Origin of the sequence: Cecembia lonarensis LW9 (assembly GCF_000298295.1) — a bacterium.
GTDB lineage: Bacteria > Bacteroidota > Bacteroidia > Cytophagales > Cyclobacteriaceae > Cecembia > Cecembia lonarensis.
On sequence record NZ_AMGM01000039.1, the window covers coordinates 24,708 to 38,738 of the forward strand.

The window sequence follows — 14,031 nt, forward strand, 5'->3', positions numbered from 1 at the left end:
ATTTGGGTAAGCTTTAGAAGCAATGTTGCCCTTAAAGGATGACCTGATCAGGCCTGCTCGCTGGTATTGCTGATCAAGTATATTATTCCTAGGAATGTCCATGGAAGGATCCATGCTTCCCATCCTAAGGTTGGAAGCCCTACAAAAAGGAAAAGGTACCAAAAAGGGATAAAAACTAGTCCTATGACAAATTTGAAGGTAGCCGTAAAGGTAGGATCTTTTATCTTGGTTTTGAGCCAAAGCCAGATCCAATAAACAGGGAAATGGAAGACTTTCATCACCTTATTGGTAAAGTAAGGGCTGAATGTTGGATCTTCAACTTTTTTCAAACCCTGTCCCTCTATAAATTTTTTCACCATTTCAGGGTTAGTCAGGTCCACCTTTTCTTTTACCAGGAGGGTCATCCATTCCTCATAGCGTTCCTTCGGAACATGACTGACCAAAGGTTTTAGTCTTTTGGCTGTTTCCAGTAAAATACCCTCATAGTTCTTTGGATAATAGTCATTGGCAGGGAAGGCATCCCCGATGTATAGTCCTACATTACTACCTGATTTTTTATGGTTGCTATAATTGATCCCGATGGGCAAGATGAGAAGTTCCAGCTCAGGGTTTTCATCCAAGGTCTGAAAAGCAATTCTTGCAAAGCCCTTTTTCAGTGGTCTTAGGCTTCTGTGCATGTCATGGTTGCCTTCACCAAAGATCAAGAGTGAGCCTTTATTGGACAGGATTTTCACACTTTTTTCAAAGGTTTCTTTGTTTTTACCCATGTTGTCGATGCCATCTCTGACGCGGTAAATGGGAATCATGCGGATGAAGTCCAAGAGTTTGGCTGCAATGGGGTTTTTAAAGGCTGAAGCCCTGGTCAAAAAGTGAGGTTTGAGTTGGGTATGGGTGGCAATTAAAATAGGGTCTATCAACGCATTTTGATGGTTTGCAACAATGAGCACAGCTTTTCCTTTGGGCAGGTTTTCCTTACCAAAGACGCGTATTTTTTTGAAATATAAGTGCAGTGCTAACCAAACTGCCCTTCTCAGTAGGGCATTGAAGGTGTTTTTCATGATTGTTTATGCTATTGTAGAGCTTTCACCCACTAACCGAAATTTGCTTTTGACTTTGGAAATTTTTCAAAATGCCAGCGATGGTCATTCCTGATATAATATGCCATATTCCCCACCAGGCCGCGATGATGGCCATGCCACCCAAGCCATCAAAATAGGTAAAAATCAGAACCAATGCCAAACCGGAGTTCTGGATACCGGTTTCTATCGTCAGGGTTTTGGTGTCCTCTAAGGGCAGCCTGAAGGTTTTTGCGGTAATAAAACCTCCTGAAAGGGCAATGAAATTATGCGCCAATACCCAAAGAAAGATCAAGGCGATGAATTTTAAAAAGAGATCATAATTCCCTATGAAGGCAATCACCACAAAACCCGCAAAAATCAGCATGCTCAGCGGTTTTAATACTTTTGTTGCTTTCATGGACCATTTCGGATAGCGGGAGTTGATATACATACCGATTACCAGGGGTACCCCTAAAATCAGGGCCACTGTTTGAAAAACCTCAAAATAGGAAAGGGAAATTTCCTTTAACATCTGGGCAGAGGGGGCGTAGAGTTTGGACCAAAAAGCAAAATTCAGAGGGGTAAGGACCACAGAAAAAGCGGTGGAGAAAGCGGTAAGAGAAACTGAAAGCGCGGTATTGCCTTTGGCCAAATGGGTCATGAAATTAGAAATATTTCCGCCTGGACAGGCAGCCACCAAAAACATGCCCAAGGCTACGGAAGGTGGTGGCTGAATAAGGCTTACCAAGAGTGAGGTCAGCGCGGGCAAAAGAAAAAACTGGGAAAACAGACCAGCTACAAAAGATTGTGGATTTTTGGCGACATAACGAAAGTCCTTTACTTTGAGATCTAATGCTACCCCAAACATGATGATGGCCAATGAAACATTGAGCAGCAACAAGGCATCTTGGTTGAAATTGAGCGTACTCGAATCCAGGGCTTCCTGCATAAAATTAGATTGATGTTAATCTGGAAGGTAGACAGTCTGTCCCAAAAAGACAAATCTCAAAGAAAAGATGTATCCGATGAGGCTTCTTTGGTCATTTTATCTGCAATTTCTTTTCCGAGATAGTTGTCGATCAGGTAATGCCCAAGGTATAGAACCGGGGTAAGTAAAATGGCAACGGAGAATTTGTAGACGTAATTGATGATCCCTACGGAGGCTACCTGTGCCCATGACCAATTGCCAAAAATATAAAAAGCGATACCAAGTACCACAAAGGAATCTATAAATTGGGATACCAGCGTGGAACCCGTTGCTCTTAGCCAGATCATTTTGGGTCCTGTGATTTTCCTTAGCTTTTGAAAGACGAATACATCGATCAACTGTCCTAGAAGGAAGGCCACCAAAGAGCCTAAAATAATGCCCAGACCTTGTCTAAATATGACATTAAAGGCGTAATCGATATCGAAAGGATTTCCCTGAGCATCGGGTGTATTTACCTCCAACCAAAAAGGCGCGGGGGGGAGCTGGGTTACTCCAGCAATGACAAAAAAGATATAGGCAATGAAAAATGCGGTGACAAAACTGATTTTTCGTACGCCTTTTTTACCATAATACTCATTGATAATGTCTGTGGTTACAAAGACCACCGGCCAGATGACAGCACCAGCAGTCAGGTTAAAGTCCAAAACATAATTCCCAAATATTGTCCAACCTGCAGGTTCCCATCCCAAGGTATATTCACCGGAGAATATTTTCACCCCAATAATTTCAGCTAAAATGGCATTGGTGAGGAAAATACCACTGAGAATAATGAATAAGTTGGTCTTTTTAGACTGAAACTCTTGGTCCTTTAATGTCTTTTCCATTTAGATCAGCTTAGGGTGGAAAAATTTCATTCAACCTCATAAGTAATTCCTTCTTCACTCAGGTAGCTTTCAGGAAATTCTGCTTTAGCTTCTTGAAGTAAGGGGCTGAGATCCTGGTAGCGGGTGGAATAATGTCCTAAAAGAAGTTTGCCTACATTGGCCATGCTGGCTATTTTTCCAGCTTGAGCCGCAGTGCTATGGAGGGTATCTGCCGCCCGCTTCTCCTCATCCTGTCCAAATGTGGCTTCATGATAAAGCAAATTGACACCTTCAAGATAGGGGACTATTTCAGGGTCAAAGACTGTATCCGAACAAAAGGCATATGACCTAGGGGTTTTGGGTGGATGGGCAAATTCTTCAACCGCAAATCTGATATTGCCTGCTTCATCCAAAACGTCCCTCCCTTGTCTCAACTTGTTGATGGCGTCAATAGGCACATGGGTTTCCTGAAGTTTTTCCTTAATTAAATTCAATAGGCCTGGCTTTTCTTTGATTAAGAAACCCGTACATGGTAACCTATGTTTGAGGGGAAAACTGAAAACCCGAAAATTTTTCTCTTCCAGTATAAGCTGTATCCCATCAGACTGTGTTGGGACAAACCTAAGTGGGAAATTCAACCTGGTATTGGAATGTTTTAATTGCACGGTAATGATCTCATCCAAGCCATTGGGGCCGAAGATGGTAAGCAGACGTGACCTCTTATGCAAGTGAAAGCTTGAAATCAACCCCATCAGGCCAAAATAATGGTCTCCATGCAGGTGGGAAATGAAAATGAAATCAATTTTGGAGAATTTTAGCTTGAATTTCCTCAATTGAATCTGCGAGGCTTCCCCACAATCTATCAATAGATAGTTATTGCCAATATTGACCAATTGGGAGGTTTGGTTTCTCCCGTGGGCAGGAATGGCAGAGTTAGCGCCTAAAACTGTGACCTGAAATTCCAATCTTAATCTTCTTCCTCTTCTTCCTCTGTACCATCAATCTCATGAATAAAAATGGCTTCTGCCGCTTCTTCAAGAGTATCTACAATATTGAAAACTTTATCCAACATAGAGATTTTGATGAGTTTCATGACATGTTCCTGTGGCGCTGCGATGATAAAAATCCCACCGTTTCTACTAAATTCCCTATTGCCAACCAGCAAGGCGCTGAGTCCGGAAGAGTCAGCATATTTTACCTGGCTCATGTCTATGATCAGGTTGTTGTAACCTTCCGCATGTACGGTCAAGAGCTCAGATTTTAATTTTGGAGATAAGGCCGAGTCCAACTTCTCCTCCATTGGGGTAAATACTACGTATTGCTCTTTTTTATCTACAGTATATTTCATAGGTGTTTATTGCTTAAATATGTTTCAAAATTGCTGTTTCTATTTCTTTTTCCAGGTCAACACTTTCATCTTTTACAAAGTGGTCTCCTGTAATTTTTTCATAAAGTTCAATGTATCTTTCTGAGACCTCTTTCACAAATTCATCAGGCATTTCGGGAACGGTTTGTCCTTCTTTTCCCTGAAAACCGTGCTTGATCAACCATTGTCTAACAAATTCTTTGGAGAGTTGTTTTTGTGGGAGCCCAGCATCCTGCAAAGCTTCATAACCCTCCTCATAGAAATACCTTGAAGAATCCGGGGTATGGATTTCATCGATAAGCAGGATCTTGTCACCAAATTTACCAAACTCATATTTGGTGTCTACAAGTATCAGTCCTTTTTCTCGGGCAATTTGACTGCCGCGTTCGAATAGGGCCTGGGTGTATTTTTCCAATATGGTGTAATCTGCTTCACTGACAATACCTTTTGCAAGTATTTCCTCTTTAGAAATATCTGCATCATGGCCTTCTGAGGCTTTGGTAGTAGGGGTAATGATGGGTTTGGGAAGCTTATCATTCTCTTTGAGTCCCTCAGGTAATGGTACCCCACACAGCACTCTTTTTCCTGCATTGTATTCTCTTGCGGCATGTCCTGCCAGATACCCCCTGATAACCATCTCCACTTTGAAAGGTACACATTTTTTGCCAATGGTAACCTGGGGATGGGGAACAATGGACACCCAATTTGGTACCAGGTCCGATGTGGCTTCCAGAAATTTAGCTGCGATTTGATTGAGTACTTGGCCTTTGTAGGGTATGGCCCTAGGTAGTACTACGTCAAAGGCAGAAATCCTGTCAGAGGCCACCACCGCCAGCTGGTCTTCAAATATATAAACATCCCTTACTTTTCCTTTGTAAAAGTCGATTTGTCCCGGGAATTCGAAATGGGTCTCTTTAACTGCGCTGCTCATAAATTTTTAACTCTAACAAAAATAGAAAAAGCACTTCGTTTTGAGTGCTAAATTTCACTAAAAGTTCTTAAAAACTTTATTTATGGTCCACGGAAGCTACCAGTTTTCCCTCTAAGTATTTTCTTTCTGAAAGCAGGCTGCCATCTTCCCTGTATATGAGTTGCTCTCCGTGTAATCTCCCATTTCTGTATGGTCGGTTTTCCCGCAATTGCCCCGAAGGGAAATAAAATTTGGCTACACCTTCTTCTCTGCCAAACCTGTAGCTGATTTCCCGCTCTATTTGGCCGTTTTCATGGTAGGTAGTTAATTTTTCAAGGGTGCCGGATTTGTCGTATACAGCTTTTTCCTTGAGCGTTCCATCGGGGAAATAGGCAAGCACTTCCCCTTTGGGCAGGCCGTTGTTGTAGGTGGAAGATTCGGCCAATTGTCCATTTTCATGATAACTTTTGAATGGGCCGACTGGGTTACCATTTTTATATTTTCCACTTCTGGCTATCTTACCATTCGGGAAATAGGAAATGATTTCCCCATGTTGGTAGCCATTTTTATATTCAAATCTGGATTTGAGCTGTCCATTTGGAAAGAAGGTTTCCTGCATCCCGTGCATCACTCCCATTTTGAAAGTTGTCTGGGAAACCAGATTACCCTCTCTATCATACACTTCCTTGATTCCATGTGGTATTCCGTCCTGATAATTGGTTTTTTCTATCAGATGGCCTTCAGGATCATACATCAAAGCCATACCTTGAGGTTTATTTTTAGAAAAAGTAGTTTTTTGTTTTAAGTTACCATTTTCATGATAGGTGAGAACTTCGCCTTCCAACTGGTTATCTACAAAATTGGCTGTTTGGGAAATTGCCCCATCCCTGTAGTAGCTAACGGTAGGGCCTTCTCTACGGTCTTTCAAATAAGTGATGGTCCTTAACGTGTCTTCAGAATTGGGGAAAAAATCAACAAATAAGCCTTGTTTTTTCCCATCAACCATGTGTCCTACCACTGCAAGACTACCGTCCTCATAATAAAGGCGGTAGTCTCCTTGTGGTACACCATTTACTACTTGGTAAGTTTCTCTGATCATGCTTTTTTCCTCATCATAATAGGTTTTGGCCCACTCCTGCGCCTGTAGGCTAGTGCCCAAGCCAAATAAAACGAAGCTTATTAACAACCTGATCATGAAACTTTAAGTTGTATTTAAATTTTTTCAATAACAATGGCCGAAGCACCCCCTCCACCATTACAGATTCCTGCTACACCGTACTTGCCGTTTTTCTGGTGCAATACAGAATTTAAGGTAGCAATTATTCTGGCTCCTGAGGCACCTAGTGGGTGGCCTAAAGAAACGGCTCCCCCGTATACATTAAGCTTGTCGTTGTCAAGGTTAAGCTGTCGCTGATTGGCGATGGCCACTGCTGAGAAGGCCTCGTTGATTTCATAAAAATCCACATCATTTTCAGTAAGACCTGCATTTTTGATGGCTTTCGGAATGGCTAAAGCAGGCGCAGTAGTAAACCAAAGTGGGTCCTGTGCAGCATCCGCAAAACCTTTGATCTTGGCAATAGGCTTAAGGCCAAGCTCCTGAACTTTTTCCTTACTGGCCAAAACAAGTGCTGAAGCACCATCATTCATGGTGGATGCATTGGCAGCCGTCACGGTACCCTCTTTTTCAAACACCGGTCTCAGACTGGGTATTTTTTCAAATACTACATTTTTATATTCCTCATCTTCATCAATGATGATTACTTCCCCTTTTCTGCCTTTCATCTCCACTGGAATCACTTCATCTTTGAATGCGCCTGATTTCCAGGCAAAAGCGGCTCTATTGTAAGATTGGATGGCATATTTATCCTGATCTTCCCGGCTGATGTTCATTTCTTTGGCGGTATTGTCTGCACAATTCCCCATAGGAAATTTGTAGTACACCTCAAAAAGCCCGTCTTTAACCAGACCATCTACCATTTCAGCATTGCCATATTTGTATCCAAATCGTGCTTTTGGTACATAATAAGGTACATTGGACATGCTTTCCATGCCACCTGCAACCACCAGGTCATTTTGACCTGTCATGATTGATTGTGCAGCAAACATCACTGCTTTCATACCGGAAGAACATACTTTGTTGACCGTGGTACAAGGTACATTGTATCCAATGCCCGCTCCAATAGCAGCTTGCCTTGCAGGGGCCTGGCCCAGATTGGCTGAAATGACATTGCCCATCATTACTTCTTCCACTTCTTTAGGATCCAGGCCTGCTTTACTCAAAGCACCTTTGATTGCAAAGCTTCCTAATTCTACAGCGGTCAAGCCGGAGAGTTTACCGCCAAAACTTCCTAATGGGGTCCTTACAGCAGAAACGATATATACTTCTTTCATTTGGGTTTATATTTATGTGAAAATTAATTTCGATTTTGAAAACTAAAGCCGCTCAACGCTCTCTTTAATACGCCAAGTAATCACTTTTGACATACTGATAATGAAAAGTGCGTACTTTACCAATTAGTTGCTGCTACCACTCTGGTAAGCCCCTTTCCGGTCGCTTGGTAGGCTTCTTTCTGTTTTGTTGGATATAACGCAGTTCAGCAGCATTCATGGCTTCAAGTATTTGTGCTGCTTGCTCTGGTGTCAGGTTCATTTCTTCCAGTTTTTCCTTCATCCTTTCCATGGCTTTTTCGCGCTCGCTAAGATCTGATTCTAAGTCTGAAGGTTCATCAGAAGGCTCTTCCTGTTGGGATTTTTCTCCTGATTTATCATCTTTTTTCTCAGACTCAGAGGCTTCATCTTCATCAGTCTTCTCATCGCCTTCCCCATCTTTTTTCTCTTGACTCTGTTTATCCTGATCCTGATCCTGGTCCTGATCCTGTTGATCATCCTGCTGATCCTGATCCTCACCTTGGTCATCCTGCTGTTCTTGCCTGTCGGGATTTTCTTCCAGCCATCTGCTCAGCAACTCATAATTGTACCTCGCCTGTTCATTGGTTGGGTCTTTGATCAAGGAAAATTTAAATGCTGATAAAGCTTCTTCAAACTGATTTTGTTGAGCCAATAGTATGCCATTTTGGTTGGCAGCAAATGAGGCAATGAGCTTATTGTCAGTGCTTTGCAGTTGCTGATAGGTCCTCTGGGCCTCTTCTAATTGCCCGTTATAATGGTAACTTAGGGCCAAGTTGAAATTGGATGTGGGCGTGTTGATGCCGAAATCTGTAGATAGCGCAAGATGCCGCTCGACTGATTGCTCATAATCAGTTTCTGCATAACTTCTAGCAGCTTCTTTGATGGCCCGGTTTTTTTTACCAATATCCGTCCAAGAAGCGGGGATCAATAAGAGCAGAGAAAATATAAGCCTAAATACCATCATCAGTTTAATAGACGCGCTTACAATTTAATTGTTTTTAAAGGAAGAATCATATCAAACACTACCAAAGTCAATGCAACCAGCAAAAAGTAGAAATATTTATTGGCTGAGGCTTCTATCATCCGGGAGCCTGTCACCGTTCCTTCTAATCTTTCTATGGCCAATATCAAATCCTGAATTTCCTGAACCTGGTCAGAAAGTTCAAAATACTGCCCATCTGTTTGAGCGGCAATTAATTTCATATTCGCTTGCTCCAGGCGGGTAACAGCAGGTTGATTGGTTCTGGGATCAATGATAAAACCATTGCCCCTAGGAATGGTACTTCCTTGTTCGGTACCCACTCCAACTGTAAAAACCCTTATACGACTTTCCTGCAATTTGGCCGTCAGATCTCTGAAATTATCAGCAAAATCCTCTCCATCTGAAATGAGGATAAGTGATCGGGATTTTACTTCATTGGTTTCTTCCGCTTCAAATTTGCTTAAAGCCATGGCCAATGGGGCGCTGATGTCTGTTCCTTGACTGGGTACCAGCCCAGTATTAAGTCCGTCCAAATGAAGTTGTAATACATTTTGATCAAAGGTCAATGGACATTGGACAAATGCTTCAGAACTGAAAATAATTAATCCTATGCGGTCTCCTGCAAACCGCTTTACCAAATTTTTCAATTCAAATTTGATTCTTTGAAGCCGGCTTGGACCTATATCCGTAGCATTCATGGATTGGGATAGGTCGATGGCTATGAAAATATCCCGGCCTTCTTCTTTGATTTCTTTCAATGAAGTGCCTATGGAAGGTCCTGCCAAAGCAATTAAGAACAGCGTAAAATAGGAAAGCCTCAGCAATAGTTTCAAAACCAGACGGTAAGACTTAACGTTAAGTTTTTTATTGATTCTATAAAATCGATACAAGTAGCCGATGTACAGGAGTGTAAATGCAGCTGCAAACCAAAATATGAGGTTAAAATCAGGATATGCCCAAATCATGGCCTGAAATTATAAAATAATGATGAAAAGAAAAGGATTGAGAAATTATTGCTTTATTTTTCAACTTTCAAACTTAGCCTCGTGTTACCATTATAAAACGACTGAATCCACATGAGGGTTATACCTTTTTATTTTTCTTTTTTACTGTCTTTGATTCACCTACCCACTATCGCGCAGCGGCAGATTAACATCAGTGGTGAGGTACTTGAATTTCAATCTGAAGCTCCGCTCCCCGGCGCAAATGTCTATTGGGAAGGCAGTCCCCAGCAGGGAGTAGTTACAGATCTTGATGGCCTCTTCACTTTAGCGGCTCAAGAACTACCGGCCAAATTGGTTATTAGTTTTATTGGTTATGAAACTTCAATAAGAACCATCTATGCTAAAGACATGGAAAAGTCACTTCGGTTTTATCTTAGGCCTGATGAGTTTTCTTTGGAAGAAATAGTGATCAGCGGAAGGTCTCCTGATCAAAATGTAAAAAGTTTGGAAATGGGGAAATCTTCCATTCCTATTGAAACGATAAGAAATATACCGGCCTTATTTGGCGAGGTGGATCTGTTAAGAAGCCTTCAGCTTTTACCGGGCGTGCAGACGGCAGGAGAGGGCACTACAGGGTTGTTTGTCCGTGGGGGATCTGCGGATCAAAACCTGGTTCAGATAGATGGTGCACCTGTTTACAATCCTTCGCATTTTTTTGGCTTTTTCTCTGTTTTTAACCCAGATGCTCTACAAGGTGTGGAATTCTTCAAAGGTAATATTCCAGCCAATTTGGGAGGAAGGATTTCTTCCGTCATCGATGTTTCTTTGAAAGAAGGTAATTATCAAAAAATTAAAGGAGAGGGAGGTATTGGCACGATCAGTTCAAGGCTAACCTTAGAAGGTCCGTTATTTTCTGATCGGTCTTCTTTTACCATTTCTGGGAGAAGAACCTATGCAGATGTTTTTTTGAGGTTATCGAATGACGAAAACCTAAGGAACAATTCTTTATACTTTTACGATCTGAGCGGGAAGTTCACCTTCAAATTGGGAGAGAAGGATAAGTTGAGTGTTTCAGGATATTATGGGTCAGACTTTTTGGGACTCTCCCGTCAATTTGGCTTTGGATGGGATAATTGGGTGAATGCCCTCAACTGGACCCGGACAATCAATAAAAAAACATATTTTGATCTGAATGCCTATTATACCAGATACCGATATGCAGTAAATTTTGCTGATCCGGACATTGGTTTTGTCTGGGATAATACCTTATCTGAGACAGGTGTCAGGGGGCAGTGGAGCTATATTCCAGATGATCAGTCTTCCATCAATTGGGGCTTTCATTCACAATTATATCAATTTGCCCCAATTGCCTTAAATCCCGCTCCTGGTTCGAATATTGAACCTATTGCCACCAATCCAAGAAATGGGCTTCAACATAACCTCTTCTTTTCCGCCCTGAGAGAAATCAATGACAGGTGGAGTGTGGAAGGAGGGCTAAGATGGGGGTTGTACAATCAAATTGGTAGAGGCAAAGTCTTTGTGTATGAAGATGAGATCCCTTCTCCAACATCCATTGTTACAGACAGTTTGTCTTTTAATAGTTTTGAAAACATTCAATTTTATCAGGGGCTGGAACCAAGATTAGCCATCCGGTATCTGATAAAAGATAACCTCTCTTTTAAGGCTTCTTATAACAGGACCTTCCAATATGTACAGGTTGCGTCAAACAGCTCCGCGGGGCTGCCCATTGACCGATGGATACCTGCAGGGACTTTTATACCACCTATCCGAGGAGACCAATACTCAATGGGTTTATTTAAAAACCTCAAGGATAATATCTGGGAACTGTCTTTAGAGGGGTATTACAAGGATTTTAGAAACCTGATTGATTTGAGACAGGGAGCTTCGATATTGTTCACGGATAATGTGGAAACAGAAATCCTGTCGGGGGATGGCTATGCCTATGGTTTGGAATTTCTTTTGAGGAAAAATGTGGGTAAAACTACAGGTTGGTTAAGTTATACCTATTCCCGCGTTTGGTGGAAAATAGATGGAATCAGTGGGAACAATAAGTTTAATCCACGTTTTGACCGTCCACATGATGTGACTTTGGTATTGAACCATGAGTTTTCCAAAAGGTGGTCAGCCAATATGACATTTGTTTACACCACAGGTCAAGCCGTTACTTTCCCAATTGGTTCCTATGAAATGGATAATCAGCGATTACCCTTGTATGGAGAGCAGCGGAATGCAGACCGTTTTCCTGATTATCACAGGATGGATGCTTCCGTAACCTATAAAAATGTGGATCGTGGAAGGAAATGGAGAGGCAGTTGGAATTTTAGTATTTACAACCTCTATGGAAGAAAAAATCCATTCTCGTACCAGTTTACGGATATTATTAATGATCAGATCAATTTTGATCCCAATTCAGGTCAAGAAATAGTTAGCAGGAGACCAGGAGTAGTGATGACCTACCTATTTACTTTCTTACCGGCATTAACCTATAATTTTGAATTTTGATATGAAGAAATTTATATATGGAATTTTAGTGGTTGTTCTGTTAGGTGCCTGTCAGGAAGAAGTGTTTCTGGAGCTAAATACAGTACAGCCCCAACCTGTTATAGAGGCTTTTTGGACTGATGTTGGCATCTTTAATTTTGTTCGCCTAAGTAAATCCAAAGATTTTTATAGTACTGAAACTAATGAAATCATACAAGATGCTTCTGTTTTTATCAAAAATGATGAAACGGGAGAGGTATTTCCTTTTCGGTTTGTTGAACAAGGAGGCAGATATATTCCTGTAAATAATGCAGCTGGAGAAATAGGAAAAGCTTACAGTTTGCATGTGGCATGGGGTGATAATGTTTATACAGCCTCTGGTGTATTACAGGATGCGCCGGTTTTAGATAGTATTGTTTATAATTTCAGGGATGACCGGCTCTTTAGAGAGCAAGGTTATTACTTGACCTTGTATGGGGATATTCCTTTTGAGGATAATAATTATTACCGTCTACGAGTGGTCAGAAATGATACGCTGCTCAACAACAGAAACGATTATCTCTTATTTGATGATAGTTTTGGAACCAGTATTTTGAATCGTGGATTTGAGCTTTCAGGTTTTCCTTTTCAGGCCAATGACCGTGTGCGTTTGGAGCTTTTTAGGCTCAACAGGGATGCTTTTGATTATCTCAATCAACTGGTGGGTTTATTATTCAATGACGGAGGCCTTTTTAGTCCTCCTCCTCAGAATCCTGCATCCAATATACAGTTGGTGACAGGAGAAGATCAACCATTAGGTTATTTCAAGGTCAGCCCCGTTAGGACAGCTACCATTACTGTAGCTCCTGATGGATGAAATTTTTAATAATGTTATTTGTCGGCTGACAATTGCTTACCTTTGCCCCATGATTGATTTTGACCTAAAAGGCAAAGTAACGGTGACCTGTAAGGACCGTTTTGCCCCTTATTTAGAGCAGGAATTGGTGGCTTTGGGTTTTCGGCCTAAATCCATTCAAAGAACCCACATCGAGCTCTATGCTTCCCTAAATGACTGTATCGATTTGAACTTACACCTAAGGACAGCCAGTCATGTACTATATGAAATCAAATCTTTTTATCTGCACAAAGCAGATGATATTTACAGGAGGATCAAGGCATTTCCTTGGGAAGAATACCTGGATCAGGACACCTATTTTTCAGTAGTTTCACATGTAGACAACGAAACGGTCAATAATCCACTATTTGTAAATGTCAGGGTAAAGGATGCCATTGTAGACAGGTTCCGTGAAAAGTTTGGTAAAAGACCTGACACGGGTTCAGCAAAGGATGGGGCTGTCATTCAATTATTCTGGAAAGAGACACAGGCCTCCATTTATATCAACACATCAGGTGAAACATTGGCCAAACATGGCTACAGAAAAATTCCAGGACATGCACCTATGTTAGAGGCTTTGGCTTCAGCAACCATTTTAGCCAGTGATTGGGATGGAAGAAGTCCATTTGTCAACCCCATGTGTGGATCGGGTACTTTGGCCATAGAGGCAGCATTGATGGCGACGGGAAGGTATCCGGGGCTTTTCAGGGACAATTATGCTTTCATGTATGTAAAAGGATATGATGAGGCAGTCTACCAAAAAATCCGAAGCAAAATGGAAGATAAGATCATGGATGTGCCAGGATTAAAGGTCATAGCTTCGGATATCAGCGAGCAGGCGGTACTTTTTGCCAAAGAGAATGCGGGTATTGCTGGGGTGGAGGAGCTGATCGAATTTGAGGTCTGTGATTTCGAGGAGACTACAGTGCCTGAAAATGAGAATGGGGTGGTGTTTTTTAACCCTGAATATGGAGAGCGACTGGGAGAAGAAGGCGGATTGGGAGATACTTACAAGAGAATGGGAGATTTCATGAAGCAAAAATGTGCCGGTTACCAAGGGTTTATTTTTACCGGAAACATGGTTTTGGCCAAAAGGGTAGGACTGAGAACATCCAGAAGAATAGAATTTTACAATGGGACTATTGATTGTCGCTTGTTGAAATATGAGCTTTTCAAAGGTTCCAGGTAAAAAAAA

13 protein-coding genes are annotated in these 14,031 nt (G+C 41.6%); 3 read left to right on the plus strand and 10 right to left on the minus strand.

The genetic code is table 11. The annotated features are described in order from the left end of the window. Window positions 1-47: 47 nt before the first annotated feature. The 10 genes from B879_RS12460 to B879_RS12505 form a co-directional block, all read right to left on the minus strand. Window positions 48-1,058 (minus strand): lysophospholipid acyltransferase family protein, encoded by a 1,011-nt coding sequence (locus B879_RS12460; RefSeq protein ID WP_009185543.1) that lies wholly within the window; start codon window positions 1,056-1,058, stop codon window positions 48-50. 25 nt (window positions 1,059-1,083) lie between these two features. Then, on the minus strand, window positions 1,084-2,007 hold the full coding sequence (locus B879_RS12465; protein WP_009185544.1) for a bile acid:sodium symporter family protein: 924 nt from the start codon (window positions 2,005-2,007) through the stop codon (window positions 1,084-1,086). A 56-nt stretch (window positions 2,008-2,063) separates the two neighbouring features. Next, window positions 2,064-2,870 (minus strand): queuosine precursor transporter, encoded by an 807-nt coding sequence (locus tag B879_RS12470; RefSeq protein ID WP_009185545.1) that lies wholly within the window; start codon window positions 2,868-2,870, stop codon window positions 2,064-2,066. Window positions 2,871-2,896: 26 nt separating this feature from the next. Beyond that, window positions 2,897-3,814 carry a ribonuclease Z gene (locus B879_RS12475; protein ID WP_009185546.1) on the minus strand — a complete coding sequence of 306 codons (918 nt, stop codon included), beginning with the start codon at window positions 3,812-3,814 and terminating at the stop codon, window positions 2,897-2,899. Between the two features lie 2 nt (window positions 3,815-3,816). After that, window positions 3,817-4,197 carry an STAS domain-containing protein gene (locus B879_RS12480; RefSeq protein ID WP_009185547.1) on the minus strand — a complete coding sequence of 127 codons (381 nt, stop codon included), beginning with the start codon at window positions 4,195-4,197 and terminating at the stop codon, window positions 3,817-3,819. A 13-nt stretch (window positions 4,198-4,210) separates the two neighbouring features. Further along, entirely contained in the window at window positions 4,211-5,146 is a 936-nt protein-coding gene (locus B879_RS12485; protein ID WP_009185548.1) for a phosphoribosylaminoimidazolesuccinocarboxamide synthase, read from the minus strand. Window positions 5,147-5,222: 76 nt separating this feature from the next. Further along, window positions 5,223-6,320, minus strand: a complete 1,098-nt coding sequence (locus B879_RS12490) for a toxin-antitoxin system YwqK family antitoxin (protein ID WP_009185549.1) — start codon at window positions 6,318-6,320, stop codon at window positions 5,223-5,225. Between the two features lie 17 nt (window positions 6,321-6,337). Beyond that, window positions 6,338-7,516: an acetyl-CoA C-acyltransferase gene (locus B879_RS12495; RefSeq protein ID WP_009185550.1), complete on the minus strand. Its 1,179-nt coding sequence runs from the start codon at window positions 7,514-7,516 to the stop codon at window positions 6,338-6,340. A gap of 133 nt (window positions 7,517-7,649) precedes the next feature. After that, on the minus strand, window positions 7,650-8,498 hold the full coding sequence (locus B879_RS12500; protein WP_157231610.1) for a hypothetical protein: 849 nt from the start codon (window positions 8,496-8,498) through the stop codon (window positions 7,650-7,652). A 17-nt stretch (window positions 8,499-8,515) separates the two neighbouring features. Beyond that, window positions 8,516-9,481, minus strand: a complete 966-nt coding sequence (locus tag B879_RS12505; protein ID WP_009185552.1) for a vWA domain-containing protein — start codon at window positions 9,479-9,481, stop codon at window positions 8,516-8,518. Window positions 9,482-9,592: 111 nt separating this feature from the next. Here B879_RS12505 and B879_RS12510 point away from each other — a divergent pair, with 111 nt between their 5' ends. Genes B879_RS12510 through B879_RS12520 form a run of 3 tightly spaced genes read left to right on the plus strand, consistent with a single transcriptional unit; the run spans window position 9,593 to window position 14,025 of the window. Then, window positions 9,593-11,983, plus strand: a complete 2,391-nt coding sequence (locus tag B879_RS12510) for a TonB-dependent receptor (RefSeq protein WP_009185553.1) — start codon at window positions 9,593-9,595, stop codon at window positions 11,981-11,983. A gap of 1 nt (window position 11,984) precedes the next feature. Next, window positions 11,985-12,818, plus strand: coding sequence for a DUF4249 domain-containing protein (locus B879_RS12515; RefSeq protein ID WP_009185554.1), 834 nt, complete (start codon window positions 11,985-11,987; stop codon window positions 12,816-12,818). A 49-nt stretch (window positions 12,819-12,867) separates the two neighbouring features. Continuing rightward, window positions 12,868-14,025: a THUMP domain-containing class I SAM-dependent RNA methyltransferase gene (locus B879_RS12520; protein ID WP_009185555.1), complete on the plus strand. Its 1,158-nt coding sequence runs from the start codon at window positions 12,868-12,870 to the stop codon at window positions 14,023-14,025. Window positions 14,026-14,031: the final 6 nt, after the last annotated feature.

Excerpts from the sequence above, each read along its gene's own strand:
- B879_RS12460 (WP_009185543.1), bottom strand. The coding sequence starts at position 1,058 with ATGAAAAACACCTTCAATGCCCTACTGAGAAGGGCAGTTTGGTTAGCA.
- B879_RS12465 (WP_009185544.1), bottom strand. The coding sequence starts at position 2,007 with ATGCAGGAAGCCCTGGATTCGAGTACGCTCAATTTCAACCAAGATGCC.
- B879_RS12470 (WP_009185545.1), bottom strand. The coding sequence starts at position 2,870 with ATGGAAAAGACATTAAAGGACCAAGAGTTTCAGTCTAAAAAGACCAAC.
- B879_RS12480 (WP_009185547.1), bottom strand. The coding sequence starts at position 4,197 with ATGAAATATACTGTAGATAAAAAAGAGCAATACGTAGTATTTACCCCA.
- B879_RS12485 (WP_009185548.1), bottom strand. The coding sequence starts at position 5,146 with ATGAGCAGCGCAGTTAAAGAGACCCATTTCGAATTCCCGGGACAAATC.
- B879_RS12490 (WP_009185549.1), bottom strand. The coding sequence starts at position 6,320 with ATGATCAGGTTGTTAATAAGCTTCGTTTTATTTGGCTTGGGCACTAGC.
- B879_RS12495 (WP_009185550.1), bottom strand. The coding sequence starts at position 7,516 with ATGAAAGAAGTATATATCGTTTCTGCTGTAAGGACCCCATTAGGAAGT.
- B879_RS12500 (WP_157231610.1), bottom strand. The coding sequence starts at position 8,498 with ATGATGGTATTTAGGCTTATATTTTCTCTGCTCTTATTGATCCCCGCT.
- B879_RS12505 (WP_009185552.1), bottom strand. The coding sequence starts at position 9,481 with ATGATTTGGGCATATCCTGATTTTAACCTCATATTTTGGTTTGCAGCT.
- B879_RS12510 (WP_009185553.1), top strand. The coding sequence starts at position 9,593 with ATGAGGGTTATACCTTTTTATTTTTCTTTTTTACTGTCTTTGATTCAC.
- B879_RS12515 (WP_009185554.1), top strand. The coding sequence starts at position 11,985 with ATGAAGAAATTTATATATGGAATTTTAGTGGTTGTTCTGTTAGGTGCC.
- B879_RS12520 (WP_009185555.1), top strand. The coding sequence starts at position 12,868 with ATGATTGATTTTGACCTAAAAGGCAAAGTAACGGTGACCTGTAAGGAC.